General features: G+C 46.3%; 18 protein-coding genes. 10 read left to right on the top strand and 8 right to left on the bottom strand.

What is annotated here, in order from left to right; all coding sequences use genetic code 11:
• Positions 1–174 precede the first annotated feature (174 nt).
• On the top strand, positions 175–1,437 hold the full coding sequence (locus F461_RS0109125) for an HDOD domain-containing protein (RefSeq protein WP_020000853.1): 1,263 nt from the start codon (positions 175–177) through the stop codon (positions 1,435–1,437).
• Between the two features lie 157 nt (positions 1,438–1,594).
• Complete coding sequence (locus F461_RS17575) at positions 1,595–3,646, top strand: sigma-54 interaction domain-containing protein (RefSeq protein ID WP_020000852.1); 2,052 nt, start codon at positions 1,595–1,597, stop codon at positions 3,644–3,646.
• 970 nt (positions 3,647–4,616) lie between these two features.
• Here the strand turns inward: F461_RS17575 and acs are convergent.
• Positions 4,617–6,614, bottom strand: coding sequence for an acetate--CoA ligase (acs, locus tag F461_RS0109115; protein WP_020000851.1), 1,998 nt, complete (start codon positions 6,612–6,614; stop codon positions 4,617–4,619).
• A gap of 471 nt (positions 6,615–7,085) precedes the next feature.
• Between acs and F461_RS0109110 the strand changes: the two genes are divergently transcribed.
• Complete coding sequence (locus tag F461_RS0109110) at positions 7,086–9,803, top strand: bifunctional acetate--CoA ligase family protein/GNAT family N-acetyltransferase (protein ID WP_020000850.1); 2,718 nt, start codon at positions 7,086–7,088, stop codon at positions 9,801–9,803.
• A gap of 285 nt (positions 9,804–10,088) precedes the next feature.
• On the opposite strand, the gene F461_RS0109105 is transcribed toward F461_RS0109110, so the two are convergent.
• Both F461_RS0109105 and F461_RS0109100 read right to left on the bottom strand, forming a co-directional pair.
• Complete coding sequence (locus F461_RS0109105; protein WP_020000849.1) at positions 10,089–10,364, bottom strand: HU family DNA-binding protein; 276 nt, start codon at positions 10,362–10,364, stop codon at positions 10,089–10,091.
• Between the two features lie 297 nt (positions 10,365–10,661).
• Positions 10,662–11,642, bottom strand: coding sequence for a YbgA family protein (locus F461_RS0109100; protein WP_020000848.1), 981 nt, complete (start codon positions 11,640–11,642; stop codon positions 10,662–10,664).
• A 124-nt stretch (positions 11,643–11,766) separates the two neighbouring features.
• Between F461_RS0109100 and F461_RS0109095 the strand changes: the two genes are divergently transcribed.
• The 7 genes from F461_RS0109095 to leuB all read left to right on the top strand — a co-directional run bounded on the left by F461_RS0109095 (position 11,767) and on the right by leuB (position 18,929).
• Positions 11,767–12,405 carry an HAD family hydrolase gene (locus tag F461_RS0109095; protein WP_020000847.1) on the top strand — a complete coding sequence of 213 codons (639 nt, stop codon included), beginning with the start codon at positions 11,767–11,769 and terminating at the stop codon, positions 12,403–12,405.
• 134 nt (positions 12,406–12,539) lie between these two features.
• Positions 12,540–13,187, top strand: a complete 648-nt coding sequence (locus F461_RS0109090; protein ID WP_026364709.1) for a phosphatidylserine decarboxylase family protein — start codon at positions 12,540–12,542, stop codon at positions 13,185–13,187.
• Between the two features lie 59 nt (positions 13,188–13,246).
• Positions 13,247–13,996: a CDP-diacylglycerol--serine O-phosphatidyltransferase gene (pssA, locus tag F461_RS0109085; RefSeq protein ID WP_020000845.1), complete on the top strand. Its 750-nt coding sequence runs from the start codon at positions 13,247–13,249 to the stop codon at positions 13,994–13,996.
• Between the two features lie 314 nt (positions 13,997–14,310).
• The gene (locus tag F461_RS0109080; protein WP_020000844.1) at positions 14,311–15,831 is read left to right on the top strand and encodes a 2-isopropylmalate synthase; all 1,521 of its coding nucleotides are present in this window, start codon (positions 14,311–14,313) and stop codon (positions 15,829–15,831) included.
• 5 nt (positions 15,832–15,836) lie between these two features.
• On the top strand, positions 15,837–17,093 hold the full coding sequence (gene leuC, locus F461_RS0109075; protein ID WP_020000843.1) for a 3-isopropylmalate dehydratase large subunit: 1,257 nt from the start codon (positions 15,837–15,839) through the stop codon (positions 17,091–17,093).
• 181 nt (positions 17,094–17,274) lie between these two features.
• Positions 17,275–17,772, top strand: coding sequence for a 3-isopropylmalate dehydratase small subunit (locus F461_RS0109070; protein WP_020000842.1), 498 nt, complete (start codon positions 17,275–17,277; stop codon positions 17,770–17,772).
• 83 nt (positions 17,773–17,855) lie between these two features.
• Positions 17,856–18,929: a 3-isopropylmalate dehydrogenase gene (leuB, locus tag F461_RS0109065; protein ID WP_020000841.1), complete on the top strand. Its 1,074-nt coding sequence runs from the start codon at positions 17,856–17,858 to the stop codon at positions 18,927–18,929.
• A gap of 103 nt (positions 18,930–19,032) precedes the next feature.
• On the opposite strand, the gene F461_RS0109060 is transcribed toward leuB, so the two are convergent.
• The 5 genes from F461_RS0109060 to speA form a co-directional block, all read right to left on the bottom strand.
• Positions 19,033–19,782 carry a metallophosphoesterase family protein gene (locus F461_RS0109060; RefSeq protein ID WP_020000840.1) on the bottom strand — a complete coding sequence of 250 codons (750 nt, stop codon included), beginning with the start codon at positions 19,780–19,782 and terminating at the stop codon, positions 19,033–19,035.
• Between the two features lie 64 nt (positions 19,783–19,846).
• Positions 19,847–20,698 (bottom strand): agmatinase, encoded by an 852-nt coding sequence (gene speB, locus F461_RS0109055; RefSeq protein ID WP_020000839.1) that lies wholly within the window; start codon positions 20,696–20,698, stop codon positions 19,847–19,849.
• A gap of 179 nt (positions 20,699–20,877) precedes the next feature.
• On the bottom strand, positions 20,878–22,035 hold the full coding sequence (gene nspC / locus F461_RS0109050) for a carboxynorspermidine decarboxylase (protein WP_020000838.1): 1,158 nt from the start codon (positions 22,033–22,035) through the stop codon (positions 20,878–20,880).
• Positions 22,008–23,204: a saccharopine dehydrogenase family protein gene (locus F461_RS0109045; protein WP_020000837.1), complete on the bottom strand. Its 1,197-nt coding sequence runs from the start codon at positions 23,202–23,204 to the stop codon at positions 22,008–22,010. The genes nspC and F461_RS0109045 overlap by 28 nt, the downstream gene beginning before the upstream one ends.
• A 78-nt stretch (positions 23,205–23,282) precedes the next feature.
• Positions 23,283–25,220: a biosynthetic arginine decarboxylase gene (speA, locus tag F461_RS0109040; protein WP_020000836.1), complete on the bottom strand. Its 1,938-nt coding sequence runs from the start codon at positions 25,218–25,220 to the stop codon at positions 23,283–23,285.
• Positions 25,221–25,316: the final 96 nt, after the last annotated feature.

Below are 25,316 nucleotides of genomic sequence, written 5' to 3'. Positions count from 1 at the left end.
TAATTGTGATGGTTGAATTGTCGCATGCAAATTACAACATGCTCTTATCTATACCTATGTATGATTTTATTACCAGTGTATAGATTTTTTTAGGGTAATGAGGACTATGAATTATATCATATTTTAGATAGATTAGTTAAGTTGCATTGTGATTATTTATAGCAGGAGTTGTTTGTGGGAAAACTTAGTATTGACCTGCTTCAATCCGGTATGGTGCTTCAAGACGAAGTTCGGGGGATGAAAGGGAAACGTCTGTTTCCTGCCGGTGTTGAGCTGGATGAACAAAAGATTACAATTCTTAAAGCATGGGGAGTGGTAGAGGCCGATATAATAGGGGGAGCTCGTGAAATTTCTCGTCAAACTCAGTTGGAAAATGGTCCTGTAACGGATGAAGCCCAACGGCTTGCTAAACGGTATGTTACACAAGCATTCCGTGGGCAGGAGGTTGGCTCAAGCTTTATGCGGCAGTTTAAGCTGCAGTGTGTGAAACGCACAGCCAAGGCTATCCGTAATCAAAGTTTTTCTGTGATGTCAGCAGAAACAATGCGTGATTTGTATGACCAAGCTGCCAAAAGTTCACTGCGTCCGGGAATGGTTACGCCTCAGAACGTTGTGGAAAAGCAGTTGGAGCTTATTTCTTTTCCAGACATTTATTATGAAATTGTTCGTGAACTGGAATTTCCGTTTACGACATCGCGTAGGCTTGCCGGCATTGTTTCAAAGGATACCGGACTTGCCGCCCGTATTTTAAAATTGGTTAACAGCCCTTTTTATGGATTTCCATCCCGCATTGAAAGTATTGAGCGTGCGTTGACAATTCTTGGTTCAAACGAGTTGACGACGCTTACACTGGGCTTGAGTGTCGTACATAGTTTTCTGGGAGTTCCTGAAACGGTTTTTAATGTTAAGGACTTTTGGGAGTACGCAATTTCCTGTGGTATTCTGTCTCGCTTGCTTGGTGCGCAATGTACTGACTTGATGGAAGAGCGTTTGTTTGTGGGCGGGCTGTTGCAGCCTGTCGGAATGCTGCTTATGATAAGTTATGATCCGGCGTCCATGTGTAAGGCCGTGCTTTTGAGCCGAAAGAAAGGTGTTTCTCTGCCTGTAGCAGAGCGCGCTGTGTTCGGATTTAATCATGCAGAGGTTGGTGCTACTCTTCTTGAGTCATGGAATATTCCGGAAACTCTTACAAATATTGTTCGCCATTGCTATACTCCGTTGTCGTCGCCATTGCCGATTGACTCCAGCATTGTTCATTTGGCAACAATTATGGCGACAGGATTGCGTAGCAAAGATTTCTGTACGTATCATTTGCCGGACTTTTTTCAAGCTACAGTAGACGAGACAAAGATTTCTCCTTCTGCACTTGTACCTATTCTTTCGCAATATGATAGGCAGCTTGCGGATACTCACGAGATTTTGACCGACGGTATGTAGTCCGGCAAGTGTTGCAGCCTTGATGCAGCTGGTGTACTCCAAGTTGGGAAAGGTGGCGGGCTGTATATGCACAGTTTGCGAGCTGCCGTGGGAATAGAGCCGGAGAATGCGTTCTTTTCGGCTGATAAAGTCGTACTTATAAGAAAAGTTGGGTGAGATGGTAGAGCATGAAGCACTTGTTTCTCCAGATAAAAACAATACACCAAATAGCCGGAAGGCGTTGTTAAAAATTCTGGAGGCAGCAACAGGGATGGGGCATTTTGGATATCGGCTAAGTGAAGTTACCGATGTTTCAAGCATGCTTTCAGAAATTGCTGCCAATGTAGAGGCAATCCATCCATTCCAAACGATGGCATTTTTGTTGGTGGATGAAGACTCACATGACTTTGTCTTGTCATGGTGTTCATCTGAAGCACAAGAAGCCAGTATTACAGACGCCTGCCGCCAGCTCATGGAAGACCACATGTTTTCATGGGCATTGCGTCGAAATCATCCTACGACAGTCACTTCCGAGGGGGTAGGAGAAGTCCTGCTGCATCCTTTGCAGACTTCGTCCGGGCCTGTAGGGATGTTTTTTGGTGTTTTGCAGGGTGATAAACCTGCAGAAGATGTTTCTTACTATCTCCTTTCAATGACACTTGTTGCGGCAAGTATCGCCATCGAAAACTTTTTTCTCTACAAGCAGCTTTCTGAAAGCAATAGTGCACTGGAAGAAAAAGTAACCAGTCGTACGGAAGAGCTGAGCGCTTCTAACAGGCAGCTCAGGCGTACCCTTCAAGAGAAAGAAACGTATAAACAGCATCTGGAACTTTTGTTCTCATCCATGCAGGATGTGATTATTTCTGTTGATCCGGAACTCACTGTACAGAGTATTAACCGTGCAGGCGAAGAATTGTTCGGAGTTGTACAGGATGATGTTGTGGGCAAATTGCTTCCGCAGGTTATGCCTGACCTTGCACTGCGTTGTGATGAATTTTTCCACGATGTGCTTTCTTACGGAGAGCGCATAGTGGAAGAACGAGTAGAGCTGTTGCTGGACTCTGATGCGCGGCATATCTTTATGATTAACTGCTCGCCGTTTGCATCCGGTGCCGATGGACAGCGTGGCGCTATGCTTATGTTGCGCGATATTACCCGTCTTGTTTCTTTGGAAGAACAGTTGCAGGAGCGACGTTCCTTCAAGAACATTATCGGTACAAGTAAAAGTATGCTTAACCTGTATTCAATGCTTGAAAACCTTGTCGATCTGGATACCACAGTTCTTGTGACTGGTGAGTCCGGTACAGGTAAAGAGCTTGTGGCAGAAGCATTGCATCACAATGGTTCTCGCGCAAACGGGCCGCTTGTCCGAGTTAACTGCTCGGCTTTATCTGAGAATTTGCTGGAAAGTGAGTTGTTCGGGCATGTCCGTGGAGCTTTTACCGGCGCGACAAAGGACAAGGTTGGGCGTTTTGAAGCTGCTGAAGGCGGTACAATTTTCCTAGACGAGATTGGTGACGTATCGTTGCGTATTCAAGTTTTACTGCTCAGGTTCCTTGAATCACATGAATTTGAACGCGTGGGTGATACTGTTACCCGTAAAGCGAACGTGCGAATTGTGGCAGCTACCAATGCAGACTTACAGCAGCGTGTGGCTCAAGGCGTATTCCGTTCAGACCTGTTTTATAGGTTGAATGTTATGAATGTGCATCTTCCGCCGTTGCGTGAACGTCTGGATGATATGGCTCTGCTGGTACAGTTTTTTATTGATATGTTTAATGATACCTTGGGCGTTTCAATTTCAGGTGTATCTGAACAGGCTATGCAGATTTTTATGAATCATCCTTGGCCGGGTAATATAAGAGAATTAAAACATACTATTGAGCATGCTTCGATTCTCGCCCGTACTGGGCGTATCACGCCGGACCATCTTCCTGTTCAAATTCTGGGGACAGATCCTCTTTCCAGCTCAGATGTTGTGCGTCATCCGCCATACGGTGGTTATGGTGGTGGGTACGGTTTGCACTATTCTCCTCAGCCGCTTATCAGCCCTAATGCCTATATGCCGGCTTCAATGCAGCAGGTTCGTGTGCCATGCCATACTGTTACCGCTGAAGAAGTGCAGGCGGCAATAGCTTCTGCCAATGGTAATAAAACAGCGGCAGCTAAATTGCTCGGTATGGGGAGAGCAACCTTGTATCGGAAATTAAAGGAACTTGGTCTGGGATAAGTTAGACAGAAAGTAATATTTGAGACGTCTCAATATGTCTCGTGAGACGTCTCACGAGACATTTTTTTTATATTGTCATGTTTTTTCCCACCAGTAACATATTGAAATAACATGACTAAAAGAAATGAAAAAGTTGGCACTATGCTTGCTATAATAAAATTAAATCTGTTCGTCACAATGCAACAATAGACGACAGAACAAAATTTTGGTCAGCAGTATTCTATACATACTGTACTACGCCTGAAGGTGCTGACTCTTCTGACAATCTTGGGGAAAAGATTGTTTGGACCACGCTGGGGAATAGTAAGGTTCATGGAAGAGTTAGCAAGTATGGTCTGCGCTTCAGAGGGCAGATCGGGGGATAGCCGCGTGAAGGTTACTATCTTCATCGGGGCATGGGGGGGTATAGTACTCAAAAAGTTATACCATTAAATTAGAGCAGGTTATGACCGCTCTATTTCGCAGAAAAAATCTTATGATTTTTTTGAATGCGGGGGAAAACTGATGGACGGCATGACCTGCCACAGTGAACGCAATTTACTGCGAGAAGATTCTTCGGCTGAATAGTCGTTTAAGAGTGCTATAGAAAAAAGCTGAGTATCCGTCTCGATACTTGGCTTTTTTCTATTACCGTAGCGTGAGTGACATATAATATAAGAAAAAATTTCATCGCTCTTCGCTGGTGAAAAAGAGCATCACCGCGCGTTACGCCCGCCGGTGTGTCTCTAAAATGATACCATGTCTGCCAATAGCTCGTCTGTGACAGACGTGGTATCAAAAAAAGCACTGAACAATGTTACCATCTGTTCAGTGCTTTTTTTGTATAGGGGGGGGACGTCATGAATATTTTCATGCATCCCTTGAGCAAAGGTACACAATTAGTCACTTTTAATATGTACGGATTAGCTGCATACACTGGACATACAGATTGCGTACCTTTGTCTCGGGAAGAGCGGCAGAATTCTAGAAATTAATTTCCAGTCAGTTCAGTGCGTCCTTCTACGAGCTCGGTGATGACACTTGGGTCGGCCAACGTGGACGTGTCACCAAAGTCACCTGTACTTCCTGAAGCAATTTTCCGCAGGATTCTCCGCATAATTTTACCGCTCCGGGTTTTCGGCAGTTCTTCCGCAAACTGCAATACTTCCGGTGTAGCAATCGGTCCAATTTCTTTTCGTACCCATGTGCGAAGCTGAGCACGCAATTCTTCAGTCTCTTCTTCATCTGCTTTTAAGGTGACGTAGGCATAAATGCTTTCGCCTTTGATAGGATGCGGCATTCCTACTACTGCTGCTTCTGCAACTGTAGGATGAGCAACCAGTGCAGATTCAATTTCAGCGGTACCCATACGGTGTCCGGATACGTTGATAACGTCATCAAGGCGTCCCATGATCCAGAAGTATCCGTCATTATCTACGCGGGCACCATCGCCGGATTCATACATTCCAGGAAATCTTTCAAAGTATGTACTTTTGTAGCGTTCAGGGTCTCCGAATACGCCTCGAAGCATGCCCGGCCAAGGCTTACGGATAATAAGATGCCCACCTTCATTTGGTTCTGCATCGCTTCCGTCCGGACGTACAATACGTGCATCAATACCAGGAAGTGGCAGTGTTGCAGATCCCGGTTTAAGCGGAGTTGCAAAAGGAAGAGCCGCAATCATAATACCACCGGTTTCTGTCTGCCACCATGTATCAACGATAGGTGTCTTGTTTTTACCGATATTTTCGTAATACCATATCCAGGCTTCAGGGTTGATTGGTTCGCCAACGGTCCCAAGAACCCGCAATGAAGACAGGTCGTGTCGCTGGGTCCATTCCAGACCTTCACGCATAAGTGCACGGATAACTGTCGGCGCAGTATAGAAAATGGTAACACCGAATTTTTCTACAATATTCCAGAAGCGGTCAGGACTAGGGAAGCTTGGAACACCTTCAAACATGACTGTAGTCGCACCGAGAGCAAGCGGGCCGTACACAATGTAAGAATGACCGGTAATCCAGCCGATGTCAGCGGTACACCAGTATACGTCAGATTCCTGAATATCAAAAACCCACTGTGAGGTGTGTGCTGCATAGGTCAGGTATCCACCTGTAGTGTGAACAACACCTTTTGGTTTTCCTGTTGATCCACTTGTGTAAAGAATAAACAACGGATCTTCGGATTCCATAGGCTCACATTCACAGAATGCTTTGATGTCAGACTGTTGCATAGCCTGATGCCACCAGATGTCACGTTCTTCTTTCCATTCAAGGTTGCCTTGTTCAGCAGTACCTGCACGGTCTACTACAACAACGTGTTCAACACTCGGGCAGGCTGTGAGCGCATCGTCTGCATTTGATTTAAGGGGAATTACGCGACCGGAGCGCAAAACAGCATCTGCGGTAACAAGTATCTTTGCTTCGCAATCCACTACGCGGCTTTGTAAACTGAGAGCAGAAAAGCCCGCAAAAACAATGGAATGTACTGCGCCGATACGAACACAGGCAAGCATGGCAATAGTTAATTCCGGAATCATAGGCATGTACAAAGCTACACGGTCGCCTTTACCTACGCCGTATTTTTTCAATACGTTTGCAAACTTACATACTTCTTCGTATAATTGTTCGTAAGTGTAAGTAATAACATCACCTTCCGGCTCTCCTTGCCAGATAAGAGCTGTCTTGTCTTTACGACCAAGCTCGAGATGCCGGTCAAGACAGTTGTGGGCTACATTCAGCGTTCCGCCGGTAAACCAACGGATGTCCGGTGTATCCATGTCTGCTTCCAGCACTGTGGTGAACGGGGAAAACCAGTCAAGTAATTCATTAGCACGTTCAGCCCAGAAGCCTTCATTGTCTTCCATAGAACGCGTGTATTGCCGCTTGTATTCTTCCAGAGACCGGATATGAGTACCTGCGGTTTTAGACGGGAATGGAGTGAACAGGCGTTGCTCATCTTGCATGGAAATGATGTTATGTTGGCTCATGGCGTTCTCCTCAAAATAAATGGTGGCAATGTCGGCACAGTCTGCCCGACGGCACTGTGATGTTTGCTGACCTGAAAATTTGCATGTTCCGGCTGTGGAGCCCACTGGTGCTGCAAGGAATAGTGGACGCCACAACCGTAAACAAACCATAAGGGAAAGGTGGAAACAATTCGTATGCTCCCTGTGAGAGCAGATTCGGTTTGTTAATGAACAACTGCACTATGCAGCTACTGGCAACCAAAAGAATATTCTTTTTCGGTGAACGGCAAGAATCGCTTGGTGAATAGCATGGCAAACGGTAAGCGGTTAAAAAAGACATGGTGAGCGGTAGAGGCCGGTAGGGTGTCAAGGGTTCGTGTCGCCAGCAGGAGTAAAAGTAATACAACTGTTTGAACTTAGTTTGAGTTTCCACTACAGTATTTCATACTTGCTGTTGCATAATCCCAACTGGAACCAATCGTAGGAGCCTATGTGAGTCAATCGACGCTAAAACAGATGTTTCGACCGACCTCTGTGGTAATAATTGGTGCTTCTGAAGAGTCTGGAACTCCCGCCTGTGAATGTATGCGAAACTTGCTTGGCGGCACCTTTCTTGGGCCTGTATTGCCAGTTGTGACACAGCCGGATTCGCCGGATACAATTTTCGGGCAGCCTGTTTATACAGCTATTGATACCCTCCCCATTACGCCGGATCTTGCCATTGTTTGTGTTGATGCAGATGAAGTTCCTTTTTACATAGAAGAACTTGGCAAACGCGGAACACAGAATGCGATACTTTTTGCTCCCGGCTTTTCACGGTTTGATACAAAAGAGGCCACACGCAAGCGTAAGCGGCTTATTGAACTGGCTCATAAATTTTCTGTGCGATTGCTGGGGCCTAATGGACTTGGTTTTATAAACCCATCCCTCGGCATTAATGCCAGTCTTGTCTCATCTCCTTTTTCCATGGGGAAAGTTGCCTTTATTACCCAGTCTGATTCCCTGTTTACCTCAGTGCTTGATTGGGCTGTGTCTAAATCTCTTGGTTTTTCTCACGTAATTTCTCTCGGGGACATGCTTGATGTAGGTTTCAGCGAAGTGCTGGACTATTTGCACATGGATATGAATACCCGTGCTGTATTGCTTTATCTTGAGTCTGTTACCAATGCCCGCGAATTTATGTCTGCCGCGCGAGCGCTTTCACGCTTAAAACCCGTTATTGTAGTTAAGGCAGGAAAATCTCACGCCGCTGAGCAGGCTGTGGCGGCGCATACTGGTATGATTCTGGGCGCGGATGAAGTGTACGAGGCTGCGTTTAAACGTGCCGGGATGCTTCGAATGGATTCTATTGATTCAGTATTTGACACAATTCAGGCGCTGGCATGGGCAAAGCCGTTAAAAGGGAACCGGTTGGCAATTGTAGCAAATGGTGGGGCACCTGCATTTATTGCAACTGATTTGTTGTTGCAAGGAGGCGGAGAACTTGCAGAATTAACAGACGAAGCCTGCCAGCATCTGGATGACACTCTTGGGAATGGCTGGTCATATTGGAACCCTTTAGTAATTGATGCAAAGGCCGATGCTGATATGTATGCCAACGCCATTAAGCCGTTGCTGCGCGACAGCTCGGTGGATGGTATTCTCGTGTTGCACATCCCTACTGTCGGGGTGGATAGTGCCGCCATTGCAGAACGGGTTGTGAAAACGTGTAAGCGCAGTAAAAAAGTTATTCTTACAAGCTGGCTTGGTGCTGGCGACGGGGATATCGCTCGTAACATATTTTTTAAAGCAAAAGTGCCTTCCTATTTCACACCGGACAGTGCCGTGCGTACTTTCTTGTACCTGGTGCAGTACAGACGTAACCAGATCAAACTGGCAGAAGCACCTGAGTCGCGTCCGGAAAGCAAAATAGATGTATTAAAAAGCCGTGCCATTGTGTTGCAGGCGCTGGAAGATAAACGTCAGATGCTTACAGTGCAGGAATCAGAAGCGTTACTGGGTGCGTATGGTATTAACTGTATTACTACACGAACTGCTGATTCCATCGAAGATGTTGCGGCAATTGCGGATGAAGTCGGTTATCCTCTGGCTATTAAAGTTATTTCGCCGGATATTTATCGTAAGTCGCAGGTTGGCGGTGTGATGCTGGATATTAATAACAAAATTGAAGCAACCGCAGCTGCTGAATCTATAGTAATGAATGTTGCGCAGTATCAGCCTGCTGCGCGCATTAACGGTTTTGCTGTCCAACGAATGACCCGGCGGATGCGTGGCGTAGAGCTTGCTGTGGCAATTGAAACTGATCCTCAATTCGGGCCTGTTATCCGTTTCGGGCAGGGGGGATCCCTTGCACATCTTATACAGGATACGCAGACGGAATTGCTGCCGCTTAATATGAGTCTTGCCAAAGAACTTGTGGCCTCAACACATGTGAGTAAGCAGCTTGTGGGGAATGACACTGTTGCAGGTGTTGACACACAGGCTGTGTACGAACTGCTGGTGTCCATTTCGCAGCTGCTTATTGATATTCCGGAAATTTTTGAGTTAGAGATTAATCCCGTGCAGGCCGATGCCAGCGGTGCTTTTGCGCTTGATGCTGCCATCCGGGTCGCGTGGACAGAGGTTGGTGGAGCTGACCAGCTTGCAATCTGCCCGTACCCTGCTGAACTGGAAGAAATTGTCGATGTAGGCAATGGGTTGACGGTACGTCTGCGTCCCATCAGACCGGAGGATGAACATGCTCACTGGGATTTTGTAGAGCATCTCAGCCCGCAGGACAGAAGGTTCCGTTTCTTTGGCAATGTCGGAGAACTTCCGCGTTCAGAAATGGTTAAGCTGACGCAGATTGACTATGACAGGGAAATGGCATTCATTGCGCAGACTATTCCTGAAGACGGGGAAGAGCCGCTCACTGTTGCCTCTGCTCGCGCGATGATTTCGCCGGATAACGAAACCTCCGAATTTGCCGTGGCTGTACGAAGTGACTGGAAACGCAAGGGACTGGGACGGATGTTGATGTCGCACCTTGTGGACTATCTACGTTCCCGCAACACAAAACAGATTACCGGCGAGGCTCTTGGTGACAACAAGAACATGGTAGAGCTTGCCCGTTCACTGGGGTTCGTTGTTTCAAAAGATTTTAATGACGATACGTATCATTTTACGCTGGATTTACGTGGTGACGGTGAAGAGGATGCGGGAGAGACCTAGGTGATGGAAATTTAGAAAAAGAGCGTCCCTGTTTTATTTGATTAGGGATGCTTTTGGGTTGAGTAGAAATGGAAAATAAAAAGAGTGGGGCAATGCTCCACTCTTTTTATTGCTTTGCATCGTATACTTGCGAATTCCACAGGAAGGCGAACGCTAATACGAATTTGAGAGGCTGTCCGGCTTCCTTGCTGGTAACCGCACCATCGTGCCCGTACTGTACGGGGCAATGAAGCCGGAGCGTGTGTCTCATATTGCAAAGTTTTTGGTCTACAGGAAGAATCTACTCTACTTGTTAACCATTTCTTTGAGTTCTTTTCCTGCCCGGAAGACAGGTAGTTTTTTAGGAGATACAGTTACGCTTTCACCAGTCTTAGGGTTACGGCCTTTGTATCCCTTGTATTCTTTAACTTTAAAAGAGCCGAATCCTCGAATTTCAACTCTACCTTCTTCTACAAGAGCTTCACGGATACTGTCAAAAAAAACGTTAACAAGCATTACTGCTTCATCTTTAGACAGGTTGTGCTCCTCAGCCATGACTTTAACTAATTCGCTTTTATTCACAAGAACCCCCTATGGAATATCAATTCGTAATTTTGTCCACGATATTAGAGTAGTACCCATTCATTGTAATAGTGACAAGGGGGTGATGGTTATTTCTTCTGTTATTCAAAGGGGTTTTGGTTATAAAACTATAAAGAGTATGACCAATAAATTGTAATGTTTGTACATTTAGACAGTAAAAAATTAATTCAATTTATAGTACTAGTTGCAATATATAATTAAAAGTACTGTTAGAATTGAGCGAAAAAGCCACTGTAACAGGAGTTGCTTCGTTATACTAACGGGACGTAGCAATATTTAAACGTGGTTCCGAAGTTTTAATTCAACAGGATGCGGGTTGAGATACCATTGTGAGCTCAGGTATTGTTTGTCGTATTTACGCACATAATGGTTACAAAGGGTAAGCGGAACGATTAGTGGTACAAGTTCGCTGTGGTATTGTTCGATAATTTCTTGAAGTTCTTTCTTTTCATCAGAAGAGAGATCGTTCTTAAAGTATCCGGCAATATGTTGTAAGACATTAGTATGCTTTTTAACAGTTGCCTTTAGTTTTAGTGCTGTCAGTAATTCAGTTTGATATTGCTGGAGCAGGTCCTGAGGTTCGATTTGTTTTGCGTGGGCCACCAGTTTTCCCATAGATCGGTAATGAGTGATACTATGGGACATTATCAGTAGCTTATGGTTGGTGTGAAATTCTACTAGATTTCGCAGGGAGAAGGGTTGCTCAAGCATTGCTCTCCAGCGCTGCATGACAAAAATTCGTTCAATAAAATTCTCACGCAAATTTGCGTCACCGAGTCGACCTTCTTCTTCGACTGGCAGCAGCGGAAAGTGTTTCATAAAAGTTCGAGCAAAGACGCCAATACCGTTTAAACTTGGCGGGCCGGACTTTTTGGCGTCTTCCGGAGGGACATCTTTGTAAACTTTCACACGTTCCATGCCGCTGGAAGGAGACGAGCGTTTGAAAACGAAGCCGCACAGGTTTTCTTGTTCCAGTTCTTTTGTCCGGCGTGCAGAGAATTCTTTCATCTGTGTTGTGTAATCCTGATATGTTTTATTTGTAACGAGTCGCGGATTATCGGGATTTCCAACAAGTCGTAGAGCTTCGCGGGGGATTGGAAGTCCCATTTCAACTTCTGGACACACTGGTACGTAGTCAACGTATTCGCCGAGCGTGTTTACAAGCCATTGATCTTTTTTATGGCCACCATCAAAGCGGACAGGGTTGCCAAGTAGACAGGAAGAAATACCAATGCGAATTTTTTTTGTGGTTTGCATGTTGCTCTTTCCTCTCTGAGGTATAATATTATGGCTGATAATACATATTCAGAGTGGCTCAGTTGTGTTTGCTATGCAAATATAAAATTACGAAATGGTTCTTAGCTACATTGGGAGTTTCTCTATGAGTACTGAACAGTCACACCCCATAGAAGTTGTATTTTTTGACTTTAGCGGCGTGCTTGCCGATGAAGGTTTTATTGACGGGGTACGCAAGATAGCTGCACGTAACGGTTTTGATCAGGATGAATTTCAGTCTGTAGTAACAGAAATATGTTACGAGGGCGGTTATGCGACCGGTAAAGTGAGTGAAGCGGAATTCTGGGAAGAAGTACGCAAAAAAACAGGGCTGGTTGAGCAGAGCGAGCTGTTGCATCTTGAGGTCTTAACAGGATTTGCTGTCCGGTTATGGATGCTTGAAGTAGTGGATATTATTCGTGCGAGTGGTGTGAAGACTGCGATTTTAAGCGACCACACTAACTGGCTTGAAGAACTTGACTTTGAACATTCCATCTACTCCCATTTTGATCGTGTATTTAACTCATACCGTGAAGGTATTTCAAAACGTTCACACGATTATTTTTTTCATGCAATGCGCGCCATGGATGTGACACCCGAATGCTCTTTATTTGTGGATGATAACCCTTCTAATTTATTGCGTGCAGATGAGGTCGGGATGCAGACTTTGCTGTATGATGACCATGGGAAGGTCTTGGATCGTCTTCAGGCATTATTTCCTAATCTCATTTTTCCAGCAGGATAGCAGCACTTGTGAAAGACGGCGGATGAGAGTGTCACACTCTGCAAACGTTGCGTTATGAAAAAAAATTGCATATCGTGCCCGCTGATTTTCAACAAACAAGCAAGTCCGGAATGTTTTGTTCCGGCATATATATTATGAGAAAAGCAACAAGCGGCCTTACCCCGGAAGGTATTCCTTCCCTCGTGCTGACCGGTCTTGGTACTCTTGCATTTGCCATTATGGGATGTTGGATACTCTCTACTGTGTTCTTTATTCTTTTCTGGTTCAGTCTGCATTTTTTCCGCGATCCGGAACGTGTTACACCAACAGGTGAAGGTCTTGCTGTAAGTCCTGCTGACGGTAAAGTTATAAAGATTACTCCAATGGAAGATCCGTTCACTGGTGAGCGCCGTATGTGCATTTGTATTTTTATGAATGTTTTCAGCGTGCATGTGAATCGCTCTCCGATTGAAAGCACTGTTCGCGGTATTAAATATTTTTCAGGAAAGTACTTAAATGCTGCGTGGGACAAGGCTTCAACGGATAACGAACGTTGTGCATACGACCTTGAACATACTGACGGCAGTCGTTGGACAATGGTACAGATCGCTGGCCTTATAGCTCGCAGAATTGTGTGCCGTGTGGGCGTTGATGAGGCTTTAACTCGTGGAGAACGTTACGGAATGATCAAGTTCGGTTCTCGGGTTGACCTTTACTTGCCAGAGGGATATGCTCCTTCCGTTGATGTCGGTGAACAGGTCTTTGCAGGTGAAACTGTAATTGCCTGCAAAAGTGAAAAGTAATATTTTGAACTGAAGACTTTCATCAGCAGTTTTTGATTTTAATAAGGAAGCACATAGACATGGATCAAACAAAAGCCCGTAAGGGAATCTACATTTTGCCTAACCTTTTTACCACAGCAAGCCTCTTTGCAGGTTTTATGGGGTTGATATGGGCATCTGCGGGCAAATTTGAGATGTGTGCTACCGCTATTTTATTCTCCGCTCTTATGGATGGGTTGGATGGCAAGGTTGCACGCCTTACAGGTACTGCTAGTGAATTTGGAGTACAGTTCGACTCCTTGTGTGATCTCGTAGCGTTTGGTCTCGTACCAGCCTTTATGATGTACTCAATGTACCTTCACCAGTTCAACCGTCTTGGCATTGCTGTCGCATTTTTGTTCGCAGCATGTGCTGCTCTCAGGTTGGCACGTTTCAACATATCCACTGCAGTGGTTCCTAAGAAGTTCTTTATCGGACTTCCTTCACCTGCCGGCGGCTGTGCACTTGCAGCCTTCGTATTCTTTGTCCAGTACATTCCTGCTGAACTTTCTGGTATTATCCCTGCGATTGCGCTGGGTCTTACTTTTGTTGCAGCATTTTCAATGGTCAGCCGTGTACGTTACTTCTCCTTTAAAGAGTACGGTTTCGTAAAAGCTCGTCCATTCAGCACTCTCGTTTCTGCTATCCTTATCTTTACCCTAATTATTAGCGAGCCGAAGCTACTAGGCTTCATTATTATTGGCGGCTATATTATTAGCGGACCTGTGTATACATTCCTATTTCTATCACGCAGGTCCACAAAGTTACTGGGTGACCTTTCCGAGAGCTAACACGGAGGAAAGGCACGGCGAGTAACACACCGCCCACAGCCTTTACTCTTAAAGTACAAGCAAACCAAAGCTCCGGTTTCTTCTACACAGAAGGAACCGGAGCTTTTTTTATAAGCAGAATAAAACTTAACAATTATGTTATTAAAAGGAGTGAAAATTATGCATTCAGCATACGTCACAAAGCAAATGAGCCGATCAGAGATTGAATACCGTCCTTATGGCCCACTACTATGTATCCTATCTGAGAACTAAGTGAGGTTTATGTGAATATAATTTATGATTAGCTTTAAAAAATAACTCCACAGGAGAATACAATGTCCGATCGCTTATACATTTTCGATACCACTTTGAGAGATGGAGAGCAGTCTCCCGGCGCAACAATGAACCAGAACGAAAAAATTCGTCTCGCGCGTGAACTTGAGAATTTGGGTGTCGATATTATGGAAGCAGGATTTCCTGCTGCAAGCCAAGGGGATTTTGAAGCAGTACGCAAGATTGCACAGACCGTTAAGCATACACAGGTTGCTGGGTTGTGCCGAGCGATGGCGGCGGATATTGATAGATGCTGGGATGCAATTAAAGACGCAAAGCATCCACGAATCCATACGTTTTTAGCAACCAGTCCGGTACATATGGAGTACAAGCTTCGTAAAACACCGGAACAGGTTTTGGAAATGACAGAAGCGGCTGTAAGGCATGCAGCTAAGTATACCTCTAATATTGAATTTTCTGCGGAAGATGCATCCCGCTCCGATTGGGATTTCCTTGCAAAAGTAGCAGAAACAGCAATTAATGCAGGCGCAACCACCATCAACATTCCTGATACTGTGGGGTATGCACAACCTCAGGAATTCGGAGATATGGTTCGCCACGTAATTGAGCACACTAGCAACAGCCATAAGGCTATTTTTAGTGTGCATTGCCATAACGACCTCGGTCTTGGTGTGGCAAACACCCTTGCTGCAATTAATGCAGGTGCAAGGCAGGCAGAGGTGACTATCTCCGGTATCGGAGAACGAGCCGGTAACGCAGCTCTTGAAGAGCTCATAATGGCGTTGCGTACTCGTGGTGATTACTACGGCATTGAAACTAACGTGAAGTCTGAGCAGTTGTTCCCGACATGCCGCTTACTTTCAATGATCATCGGTCAGCCGATTCCTGCCAATAAAGCAATTGTCGGCGCAAACGCATTTGCGCATGAGTCCGGTATCCATCAGGACGGCATGCTCAAGAACCGCGAAACCTACGAGATCATGACCCCTGAGTCCGTAGGCCGTGAAAAAACAGATCTCATCCTCGGTAAACATTCCGGTCGTAACGCCATTAAAGGAAAAACAACCGAGCTTGGTTATCCGTTGGAAGATAACGAATTACAGATTGTTTTCGAGGCAGTAAAACGCCTCGCAGATAAAAAAGAGAAGGTTTACGACGCAGACATTGAGGCAATTATCCTTGAGGAAGTCTACCGTATCCCGGATAAATACAGACTGGTACATCTCTCCGTTCAGTCAAGTGATGTGGGCGTGCCACCAAGCGCTGCTGTTGTAATGGAAATTAACGGCATTCGCAGAGAGCACACTACGTTCGGCACAGGTCCGATTGATGCAGTATTTAAAACCATTTCTCAGATCGTTGGGCGTGCACCAAAGCTCAATCGATACAGTGTGAACGCCATAACCAGTGGTGGAGATGCTCAGGGCGAAGTAACCGTACGCCTTGAAGAGAATGGATACAGCACAGTTGGACGTGGATCCGATCCTGACATCATTGCCGCTAGCGCAAGAGCATTCCTGAACGCTTTAAATAGACTCGATAAAATGAACTCGGAGGGTTAACAGTCATGGCGTATACACTCGCACAAAAAATCTTACAGAGACACACAGACCAAAAAATCGAAGGAACCGGACAGATCGTTCAGTGTGATGTTTCCTTGGTTCTTGCAAATGATATTACCGCACCGCTCGCGATTAAGTCGTTTAAGGCAATGGGTGCAAAGTCTGTGTTTGATAAAGACAAAGTGGCACTTGTTATGGACCACTTTACTCCCCAAAAAGATATCGCATCCGCAATTCAGGTCAAAAATACCCGTGAATTCGCGCAGGAACAAAATATTACCCATTACTACGAAGGTGGTAATTGTGGTGTTGAACACGCTCTCTTGCCTGAGCTTGGACTCGTTGGCCCCGGTGACATTGTAATCGGCGCGGACTCTCATACTTGTACCTATGGTGGTCTTGGAGCTTTCGCAACAGGCCTTGGCTCAACAGATGTAGCAGGCGGTATGGCACTTGGTTCTACATGGTTCAAAGTTCCGCCAACAATCCGTGCAGTTTTCAATGGCGAACTTCCTGAGTTCGTAGGCGCAAAAGACCTTATTCTGCGTCTCATCGGTGAAATCGGCGTGTCCGGTGCACTTTATAAGGCTCTGGAATTCGGTGGTTCCACAATTGATGCTCTCGATGTGGAAGGCCGTATGACTATAGCTAACATGGCTATTGAAGCCGGCGGTAAATGCGGTCTCTTCTCTGCGGATGCGAAAACACTCGAATACACAGCCGCACGCGGTCGTCACGATGAAGCTCTTTCACCGGATGAAGGCGCAGAATATGAACGTGTTCTTATCTTCGACGTATCAAACATGTCACCGATGGTTGCATGTCCGCATTTGCCGGATAACGTGCATCCAGTCGAAAATGTCGAACCTAAAAAGGTTGATCAGGTCGTTATCGGCTCTTGTACCAACGGTCGTATCAGTGATCTTCGTGAAGCCGCTGCCGTACTCAAAGGACGCAAAGTCGCTTCACATACACGTACCATTGTTCTTCCGGCAACACCGAATATCTGGAAACAGGCATTGCGTGAAGGTCTCATCGAAACCTTTATGGATTCAGGCTGTATCGTAGGCCCTGCAACCTGTGGACCATGTCTCGGTGGTCACATGGGTATCCTTGCTGACGGTGAAGTGGCAGTAGCTACAACGAACCGTAACTTTAAAGGACGCATGGGCAGCCTTGAGTCAGAAGTCTACCTCTCAAGCCCTTCCGTAGCTGCGGCAAGTGCATTAGCAGGTGAGATCGCAGACCCACGCAAAGTGTAGCGTTGTAGCGGGTCTCTGACGCTTTGGTCATCGGACGGGCTTCTGCTCTGCACACGCATAGGGAACGCCCCCCTGACCGCGAATAGGTAAGTGGTGTTTGAAATTATAGAGGTGCATCGAGTAAACGATGTAATTTTAGTTTCAATCACAAACGATTTGATTCTTTTTGGGAGAAATGACCATGACCTTACAAGGTACAGCTCACAAAGTGGGCGATCACATAGATACTGATGCCATTATTCCAGCGCGTTTTTTGGTAACGACTGATGAAAAAGAACTTGGCGCTAACTGCATGGAAGGCCTCGAAGAGGGCTGGGTAAAGCGTGTTAAAGAAGGCGACATCATGGTTGCCGGTGAAAACTTCGGTTGTGGTTCCTCACGTGAACACGCACCTATTTCTATCCTCGGTGCGGGAATGCCGGTAGTTGTTGCGCATTCATTTGCTCGAATTTTCTACCGTAACAGTTTTAATATGGGTTTGTTGCTTATCGAAATCGGTGATGACGTCAAGTACATCGAGGATGGTCATGAAGTTGCTGTAGATATCGAAGCTGGCACCGTGACCAACGTGACAACTGAAAAAGTTATTAATTTCCCGCCGCTTCCGCAGTTTATGCGTGATTTTGTCGATAACGGCGGACTCATTCCGTACGTAAGGGAAAAATTGAACAGTAAATAAGAGGCAAGCTGCTCCTCATCACTGCAAGGAAGTGGAGCGTAACCCATAAAGCTACATACAAAATTTTCATCGAGGGAAAGACAATGGATATGAATATCGCGTTATTGCCGGGTGACGGCATCGGGCCGGAAATCACCAAGCAGGCAGTAGAAGTTTTAAAGAAAGTTGCAGACAAGTTTGGTCATAAGGTAACGTTTACCGAAGAGCTTATCGGCGGTTGTGCTATTGACGCCACAGGAAGCCCGTTGCCGCAGGAAACTGTTGAAGCGTGTAAGAAGGCAGATGCCGTATTTCTCGGGGCTGTAGGTGGTCCTAAGTGGGATAATCTGGATGGTGCAACTCGTCCTGAAGCTGGATTGCTTGGTATCCGTAAAGAGCTTGGTCTGTTTGCTAACTTGCGTCCTGCCAAATTGTTTCCAGAGCTTTCCAGTGCATGTTTCCTGCGCCCTGATATTGTAAAAGACGGTATCGACGTAATGGTAGTGCGCGAACTTACTGGTGGTATTTACTTTGGTCAGCCACAAGGGCAGGAAGAACGGGACGGCGTGCGTTATGGTTATAACACAATGGTGTATAATGAAGATGAAGTGCGCCGCATTGCCCGAATTGCTTTTGAAGCAGCTATGAAACGTGACAAGCGCGTGTGTTCTGTAGATAAAGCAAACGTTCTTGAAGTATCCCGTCTGTGGAGAGCCGTAGTGGAAGAAGTTGCAACTGAATATCCAGAAGTTGAACTTAGCCACATGTACGTTGATAACGCAGCAATGCAGCTTGTTCGCGACCCGAACCAGTTTGATGTTATCGTGACCGGCAACCTTTTTGGCGACATTTTGTCTGATGAAGCAGCAGTCATCACCGGTTCCATCGGCATGCTTCCTTCTGCATCCCTCAACAAATCTGGCACCGGTCTTTTTGAGCCGATTCATGGCTCCGCTCCGGATATTGCAGGGCAAAACAAAGCAAACCCGCTTGCCTCAATTCTTTCCATGGCAATGATGCTGCGTCATTCCTTCAATCTCGTTAAAGAAGCAAACGCAATTGAAGCAGCCGTGCAGAAAGTATTACGTGAAGGCTACAGAACCGGAGACATCATGTCTGAAGGTGAAACTCTTGTAGGCTGTAACACTATGGGTAATTTGGTTGTTGAAAGATTATAAAATAAGACTGGCGGCTCCGGCTGCTGGAGCTATCAACTGTTAAAAAGAAAAAGACGAAGCTACAAAACGTGGCTTCGTCTTTTTTATTTTGTTTTATGAAATATTAGATCTTATCTCCCCTACCTGTTGCAAGATAGTGTGCCCAGTCAGTGCGGCCTTGTTCGTTTGCTGCAACAACAGCACTTTGGACATCATATGCAATCTTCAATTGTTGAATATCCCAGCCGGAGGAAGATGCTTCCAGCATTGTATACGATGCGTGAGAAGAATGCGTTTCCATGGAATGAACAACAGGTTGATCGTCTGTATATGCTGGTAGCCCCACGCTTCCGGGGTTCACAATAAGCTGGCTGGAGGATAATTCTACGACTCGCGGGATATGTGTGTGACCACAGAGAATAATAGATGAAATTTGTCCGTTGAGCAGCTGAAATATTTCACCATCTTGTCGTATCTGTGTTTTTCCACATGATATGTCTTCCAGCAAGTAAGTTACATCATTTGTTGGTGAACCATGGCAGGCATAAATTTGATTGGTTATCTGGCAGTCAAAGGGCAGTGTTTTAAGCCATTCAACGGGAGTCTCGCCAAGATCGTTCAATACAAATTGAAATGTAGCGTTTTCTGCAAGGTCTTTAGAAGGCATTTCATACAGCATACGATCCTGATTTCCGCATATTGAAATAATATCGCAGTATGCAAGCAAATCGTAAGTCGCTTTTGGCTCCATCGGTCCGTACAGCGTATCTCCAAGGTTTATAATACGGTCAGCACCACGAGCATAAATGTCATCAAGAACAGCCTGTAGCGCAAAAACGTTGCTGTGTATGTCAGAGATAATTGCAAGTTTCATATTGTAACCATGAACATTACGTTATTGTGAGTTAAGATAGCTGTACCGTACACTCTCTGTAATTTTATTTAGCAGATCGTTGGATAATCCCCAGCATCGAATAGGTGAGTTGTGCAGCCGCGAAGTCTGATGCGTGATCGCCTTCCTGTGGTGCAAGTTCAACCACGTCGCAGCCGACGACATTTCGCCCTTTCACTGCTTTTTCAAGTAACGTGATAGCCTGCCACCATTGGATACCACCGGGAACAGGAGTTCCTGTTGCGCGGATAACGGACGGGTCAAGTCCGTCTACATCAAAAGTAATGTAAATATTTTCTGGAAAACCGTCAGGGAGCAAGGTGTCCGGCAGTGGGTTGAGTGCCAGTTCTTTTGCATCAATATGCGGGATGTTGTGTTTTGCGCGCACCGCAACTTCTTCTGTACAAAAGGCCCGCACGCCGAGTTGGAATACAGGAAGTTCCAGTTCAAGGGCACGGTGCATAACGGAGGCATGACTGTACGGGTTGCCTTCGTAGGCTTTTCGCAGGTCAGCATGGGCGTCGAATTGTACGATACCAAATGTGCCGTATTTTTTCTTCAATGCACGCAAGGCGCCAAGTGTTACAGAATGTTCGCCGCCAAGCATAACCGGCATCCCATACTCTGCAGCAGTGGATATGGCAGCTTCAATGCGGGCAAGAACTTGTTCAGTAGGGCCTGTACAATCTACTGCTTCATGGGTGTAGATGCCTTCATTTGCGGGAATGGATTCGCCGTCCCACAATTCAAGCTGATCGGACGCTTCAAGAATAGCGCGAGGGCCTTCAGCTGTGCCACCACCATAGGAAACTGTTGCTTCAAAAGGAACCGGAACAACCTGAAATCGGCATTGTTCCGGCGTAGTTTCTTCAAGTTCTGATGCTAAAAATTTATTCATATTTTTATTCTACGTTGTGATGAATTTGTTGGCAATACGGTATGACTTCAGGAGCGAGAGGTTGTGAGGAGCCGTGAGGCTACGTAAGCAAAGAGTTGCCCTTGCGAATAAAATCTTCTGGAAGGGGGGCCGGTGGAAACCTATTGCAAAAGGTTTCCACCGGACGAAAAAAATAAAAACTATGACAACCGACACTTAAAGTCATTGTACCCGAATTCGCGTACTATATGCAGTTCATCGGAATTTGGGTTGTAGCGTGCGATTGCTGGCAGCTGCAATCCGTTGAAGGTGTTTGTTTTCACCATGGAGTAGATCGCCATATCTGTGAAGGCAAGCCGGTCTCCTGAGTTAAGCGGGGCATTGAAGGAATATTCTCCGATAACATCGCCGGCAAGACAGGATTTACCGGCAAAGCGGTATGAGTAGGCTTTTTCGTCCCTCTCTCCGGAATCAATAACAAACGGACGGTATGGCATTTCGAGAACATCCGGCATGTGGCATGCTGCGGATGCGTCGAGAATGGCTATCTCCATGTCTGCTTTGATAATATCGAGCACGGTACTCACAAGGATTCCTGCATCCAGCGCTACGGCTTCTCCCGGTTCAAGATACACTTGAACATTGTAGCGGCTTTTTGCACGCTCGATACAGGCGCACAGGCGGTCTATATCGTACCCTTCACGGGTTATGTGGTGTCCGCCACCAAAGTTAAGCCATTCCATGCCGTGAAGAAGGTGTCCAAATTGCGTTTCTACAGCTTCCAGCGTGCGGTCAAGTGCGTCTGCGTCTTGCTCACAGAGGGTGTGGAAGTGCAATCCGGATACGCCTTCAAGGTCGTTTTCATCAAAGTTTTCAAGGCGCACACCAAGACGTGAACCGGGGGAACACGGGTCATAAATGGGCGTTGCACCTTCGGAGTGCTGCGGGTTAACGCGCACGCCGATTTTGATGGTACGTTCTGCTGCCTGAATGAGCGGGCGGTACTTGCGAAGCTGTGCGAAAGAGTTGAAAACGATGTGGTCAGAGTATTTGATAATTTCTGCCATATCATCATCTGAATAAGCAGCGGCGAAGCTGTGCACTTCGCCGCCGAATTCTTCACGTCCTAGTCTCGCCTCGTGCGGTGAACTGGCGCAGGTTCCGTGCAGGATGCCGTTGAGTACCGGAAAGGTGCTGTATGTGGCGAATCCTTTGAGCGCGAGGAGGATTTTTGCTCCTGTACGCTGCTGAACGGAATCCAGAATTGCCGCGTTATCCGCAAGCTTTGCTTCATCCACAACAAAGCATGGAGAAGGCAGGCGCTCCGGATTTAATTTTTGAAGGTAACTTCTGTCCATGGGAGACCGTGAATGTTGAGTTTTTCCATGAATGGGTCAGGGTCAAGCTCTTCCATGTTGAAGACGCCTTCGCCAGTCCACTTGCCGGTAAGCATAAGCATTGCGCCAATCATAGCTGGTACACCGGTGGTGTAGGAAACAGCCTGAGAAGCCACTTCTTTGAATGCTTCTTCATGGTCGCAGATGTTGTAGATATAGTAATCTTTAGGCTCGCCGTCTTTCATACCTTTGATACGGCAACCGATGCAGGTACGACCTTTTGTGCGTTCGCCAAGTCCTGCAGGTTCCGGAAGAACTTCTTTGAGGAATCGGAGAGGCACAATGTCCTGACCATTGTATTTAACAGTGTCGATACGAGTCATGCCTACGTTTTCGAGCACTTTAAGGTGGTTCAGGTACTGGTCGGAGAATGTCATCCAGAAACGGGCACGTTTGAGGCCTTTCAAATGTTTTACGAGAGACTCAAGCTCTTCGTGGTACATAAGGAAACATTTTTTAGGACCGATGCCTTCAGGGAAGTCGTAGTTCATGGAGAAGCTGAGAGGATCGGTTTCAATCCACTCGCCATGTTCCCAGTAACGACCATTTGCAGTAACTTCGCGGATGTTGATTTCCGGATTGAAGTTGGTTGCGAACGGGTGACCGTGGTCGCCGGCATTGCAATCAATAATATCAAGTTGATGAACTTCATCAAAATGATGTTTCATTGCATGTGCACAGAACACGTTTGTCACACCCGGGTCGAAGCCGGAACCGAGGAGTGCCATAAGGCCTTTCTCTTTGAAACGCTCCTGATATTCCCACTGCCATTTGTACTCGAATTTTGCTTCATCAAGTGGTTCGTAGTTCGCAGTATCAAGGTAGTGCACACCGGTTTCCAGGCATGCGTCCATGATGGTGAGATCCTGATACGGGAGTGCGAGGTTGATAACGAGAGCAGGCTTGTGCTTGTTGATGAGATCTACAAGCTCAGGCACATTGTCTGCGTCAACCGTGTCAGTAACAATGTCGCGGCCGGTACGTTCTTTAACGGAAGAGGCAATTGCATCACATTTTTCAATGGTTCTGGATGCAAGAACGATTTCGGAAAAAACTTCAGGAACCTGTGCGCACTTGTGTACACACACGCCGCCGACGCCACCAGCGCCGATAATCAACACCTTAGACATAGTTGTACTCCTTGCATGGTGCGGGGAGAAGAACCTACCTCGAAATTGCTATGTTGTGATAGGTTCCAGCCGCAAAAATTATTTTTCGAAATAGGTATAGCCGCGTAGACCGGCGTAGAATGCCTGAAGAAGATCGAATCGTTCCGCAGCGGTGATACGACCTTCACGCACGGCCTGTTCTGCCATAGTGCGCAGATCTTCCATAATTCTGCGTTGGTCATACTCAACGTATTCAAGCAACTCACCCACTGTGTCACCTTCAATCTCACGCACAAATTCGTAGCTGCCGTCTTCGTATACGCGTACGCTGACGACGTTTGTATCGCCGAACAGATTGTGCAGATCTCCAAGGGTCTCTTGATATGCACCTACGAGAAAAGCACCAAGGTAGTACTCGTCACCGTTTTGCATAGGGTGCAGGTCAAGCAGTGGTTTTTCGCCTTTCGGGTCAATAAAGGTGTCCAGCTTGCCATCAGAGTCACAAGTAATGTCTGAAATAATGGCGTTGCGAGACGGCTCTTCTTTTAATCGATGCAGTGGCATCACCGGGAACAGCTGGTCAATTGCCCACGCATCCGGAAGAGACTGGAATACGCTGAAGTTAGCATAATATATATCTGCAAGAGCTGTATCAATTTCTTCCAGCTCTTTAGGGACTATTTTGAGTTTGTCTTTCAGTTTGGCAACGGTTTTGGTAATCGCCCAGAAGAGATTGTCTGCTAATGTTCGTTGGCGCAGGTTAACTCTTCCGTCCAGGAACATACGGCGCACCTCGTCTCGATAGAAGAGTGCATCGTTATATGCTTCCTGAAGGTTGCGCAGGTTGAGAGACTTATATGCTTCGTACATGTTTACTATTGCTTCAGGGGTGTCTTCCGGAATTTCCTTCGGGACACGGCCGTCTTCAATTTTGCTTACATCAAGGATGTTGAAAAGCAGTACGGAATAATATGCAACCACAGCACGACCGGATTCAGTAATGATGTGCGGATGCGGAATATCTTGTTTGTCGAGAGTGGTCATAACCGCTTCTACAACGTCCATGGCATATTCATTAACGCTGTAGTTTCGGCTGGAGACATAGTTTGTGTGTGAACCGTCGTAGTCGACTGCCAATCCGCCACCAAGGTCAATGTATCCCATTGGTGCGCCTTCCTGAACAAGCTCAGCATATACGCGGGAAGCTTCCTGGACAGCAGTACGTATACTGCGGATGTTAGGAATCTGTGAGCCAAGATGATAGTGCAGCAGCTTCAAGCAGTGCAGCTTCTTCTGTTCTTTCAGGGTGTCAACAATGTCGGTGATTTGCGACATAGAAAGCCCGAAAGAAGAACGTTCTCCACCGGAGGCAGTCCAGTGCCCGCCGCCTTTCGCTGAAAGCTTAACGCGTACACCGATTTGCGGCTCTACACCAAGCAATGCAGCACGTTCTAACAACGTGGACAGTTCCCATCCCATTTCCATAACGAAAATACAGTTGAAACCCATGCGCATGGCGTGGAGTCCAAGATCGATGAATTCTTCATCTTTGTATCCGTTGCAGACAAGGCATGCCTTATGGTCACGCATTTGTGAGATCGCAGCGATAAGCTCTGCTTTACTGCCAACTTCAAACCCGTGATGGAAGGAAGAACCAAAATTGGCTATCTCTTCGAGAACCTGCTGTTGCTGATTGACTTTGATGGGGAAAACGCCTCGGTATTCAGCCTTGTAGCCAAGACTTTTGATGGCGTCTCTAAAGGAATTGTGAAGAGAGGATATTTGCGAATCAAGAATGTTTTCAATACGCAAGAGAACAGGCAGCTCAAGGCCACGCTCTTTGAGTTCTCTAATAACCTCTGGAATACTGACAGCTACGTTGCTGCCACGTCCAAACGGGTGGATGGCAACGTCGCCATTTTCAGTAATGTCAAAGTAACCGGCACCCCAATTACGGATGCCATACAGTTCAGCAGAGTCATCAATACTCCACTGCTGGAGGGCGTTCTTGTTTGCCAACTGTCGTACCTCATACATACTCCATTAATGGTGTGACCAACCGGCAACAACTAAAAGTCCAGTTGCCGTAACCTCTACACGTACATGCTTTATAACCGGATGGCAGGCGCACGT

Origin of the sequence: Halodesulfovibrio aestuarii DSM 17919 = ATCC 29578, from assembly GCF_000384815.1 — a bacterium.
In the GTDB taxonomy this organism is placed as follows: domain Bacteria; phylum Desulfobacterota; class Desulfovibrionia; order Desulfovibrionales; family Desulfovibrionaceae; genus Halodesulfovibrio; species Halodesulfovibrio aestuarii.
Note: the sequence above shows the minus strand (reverse complement) of the source record. Positions and strands in the feature narration are given on the sequence as shown.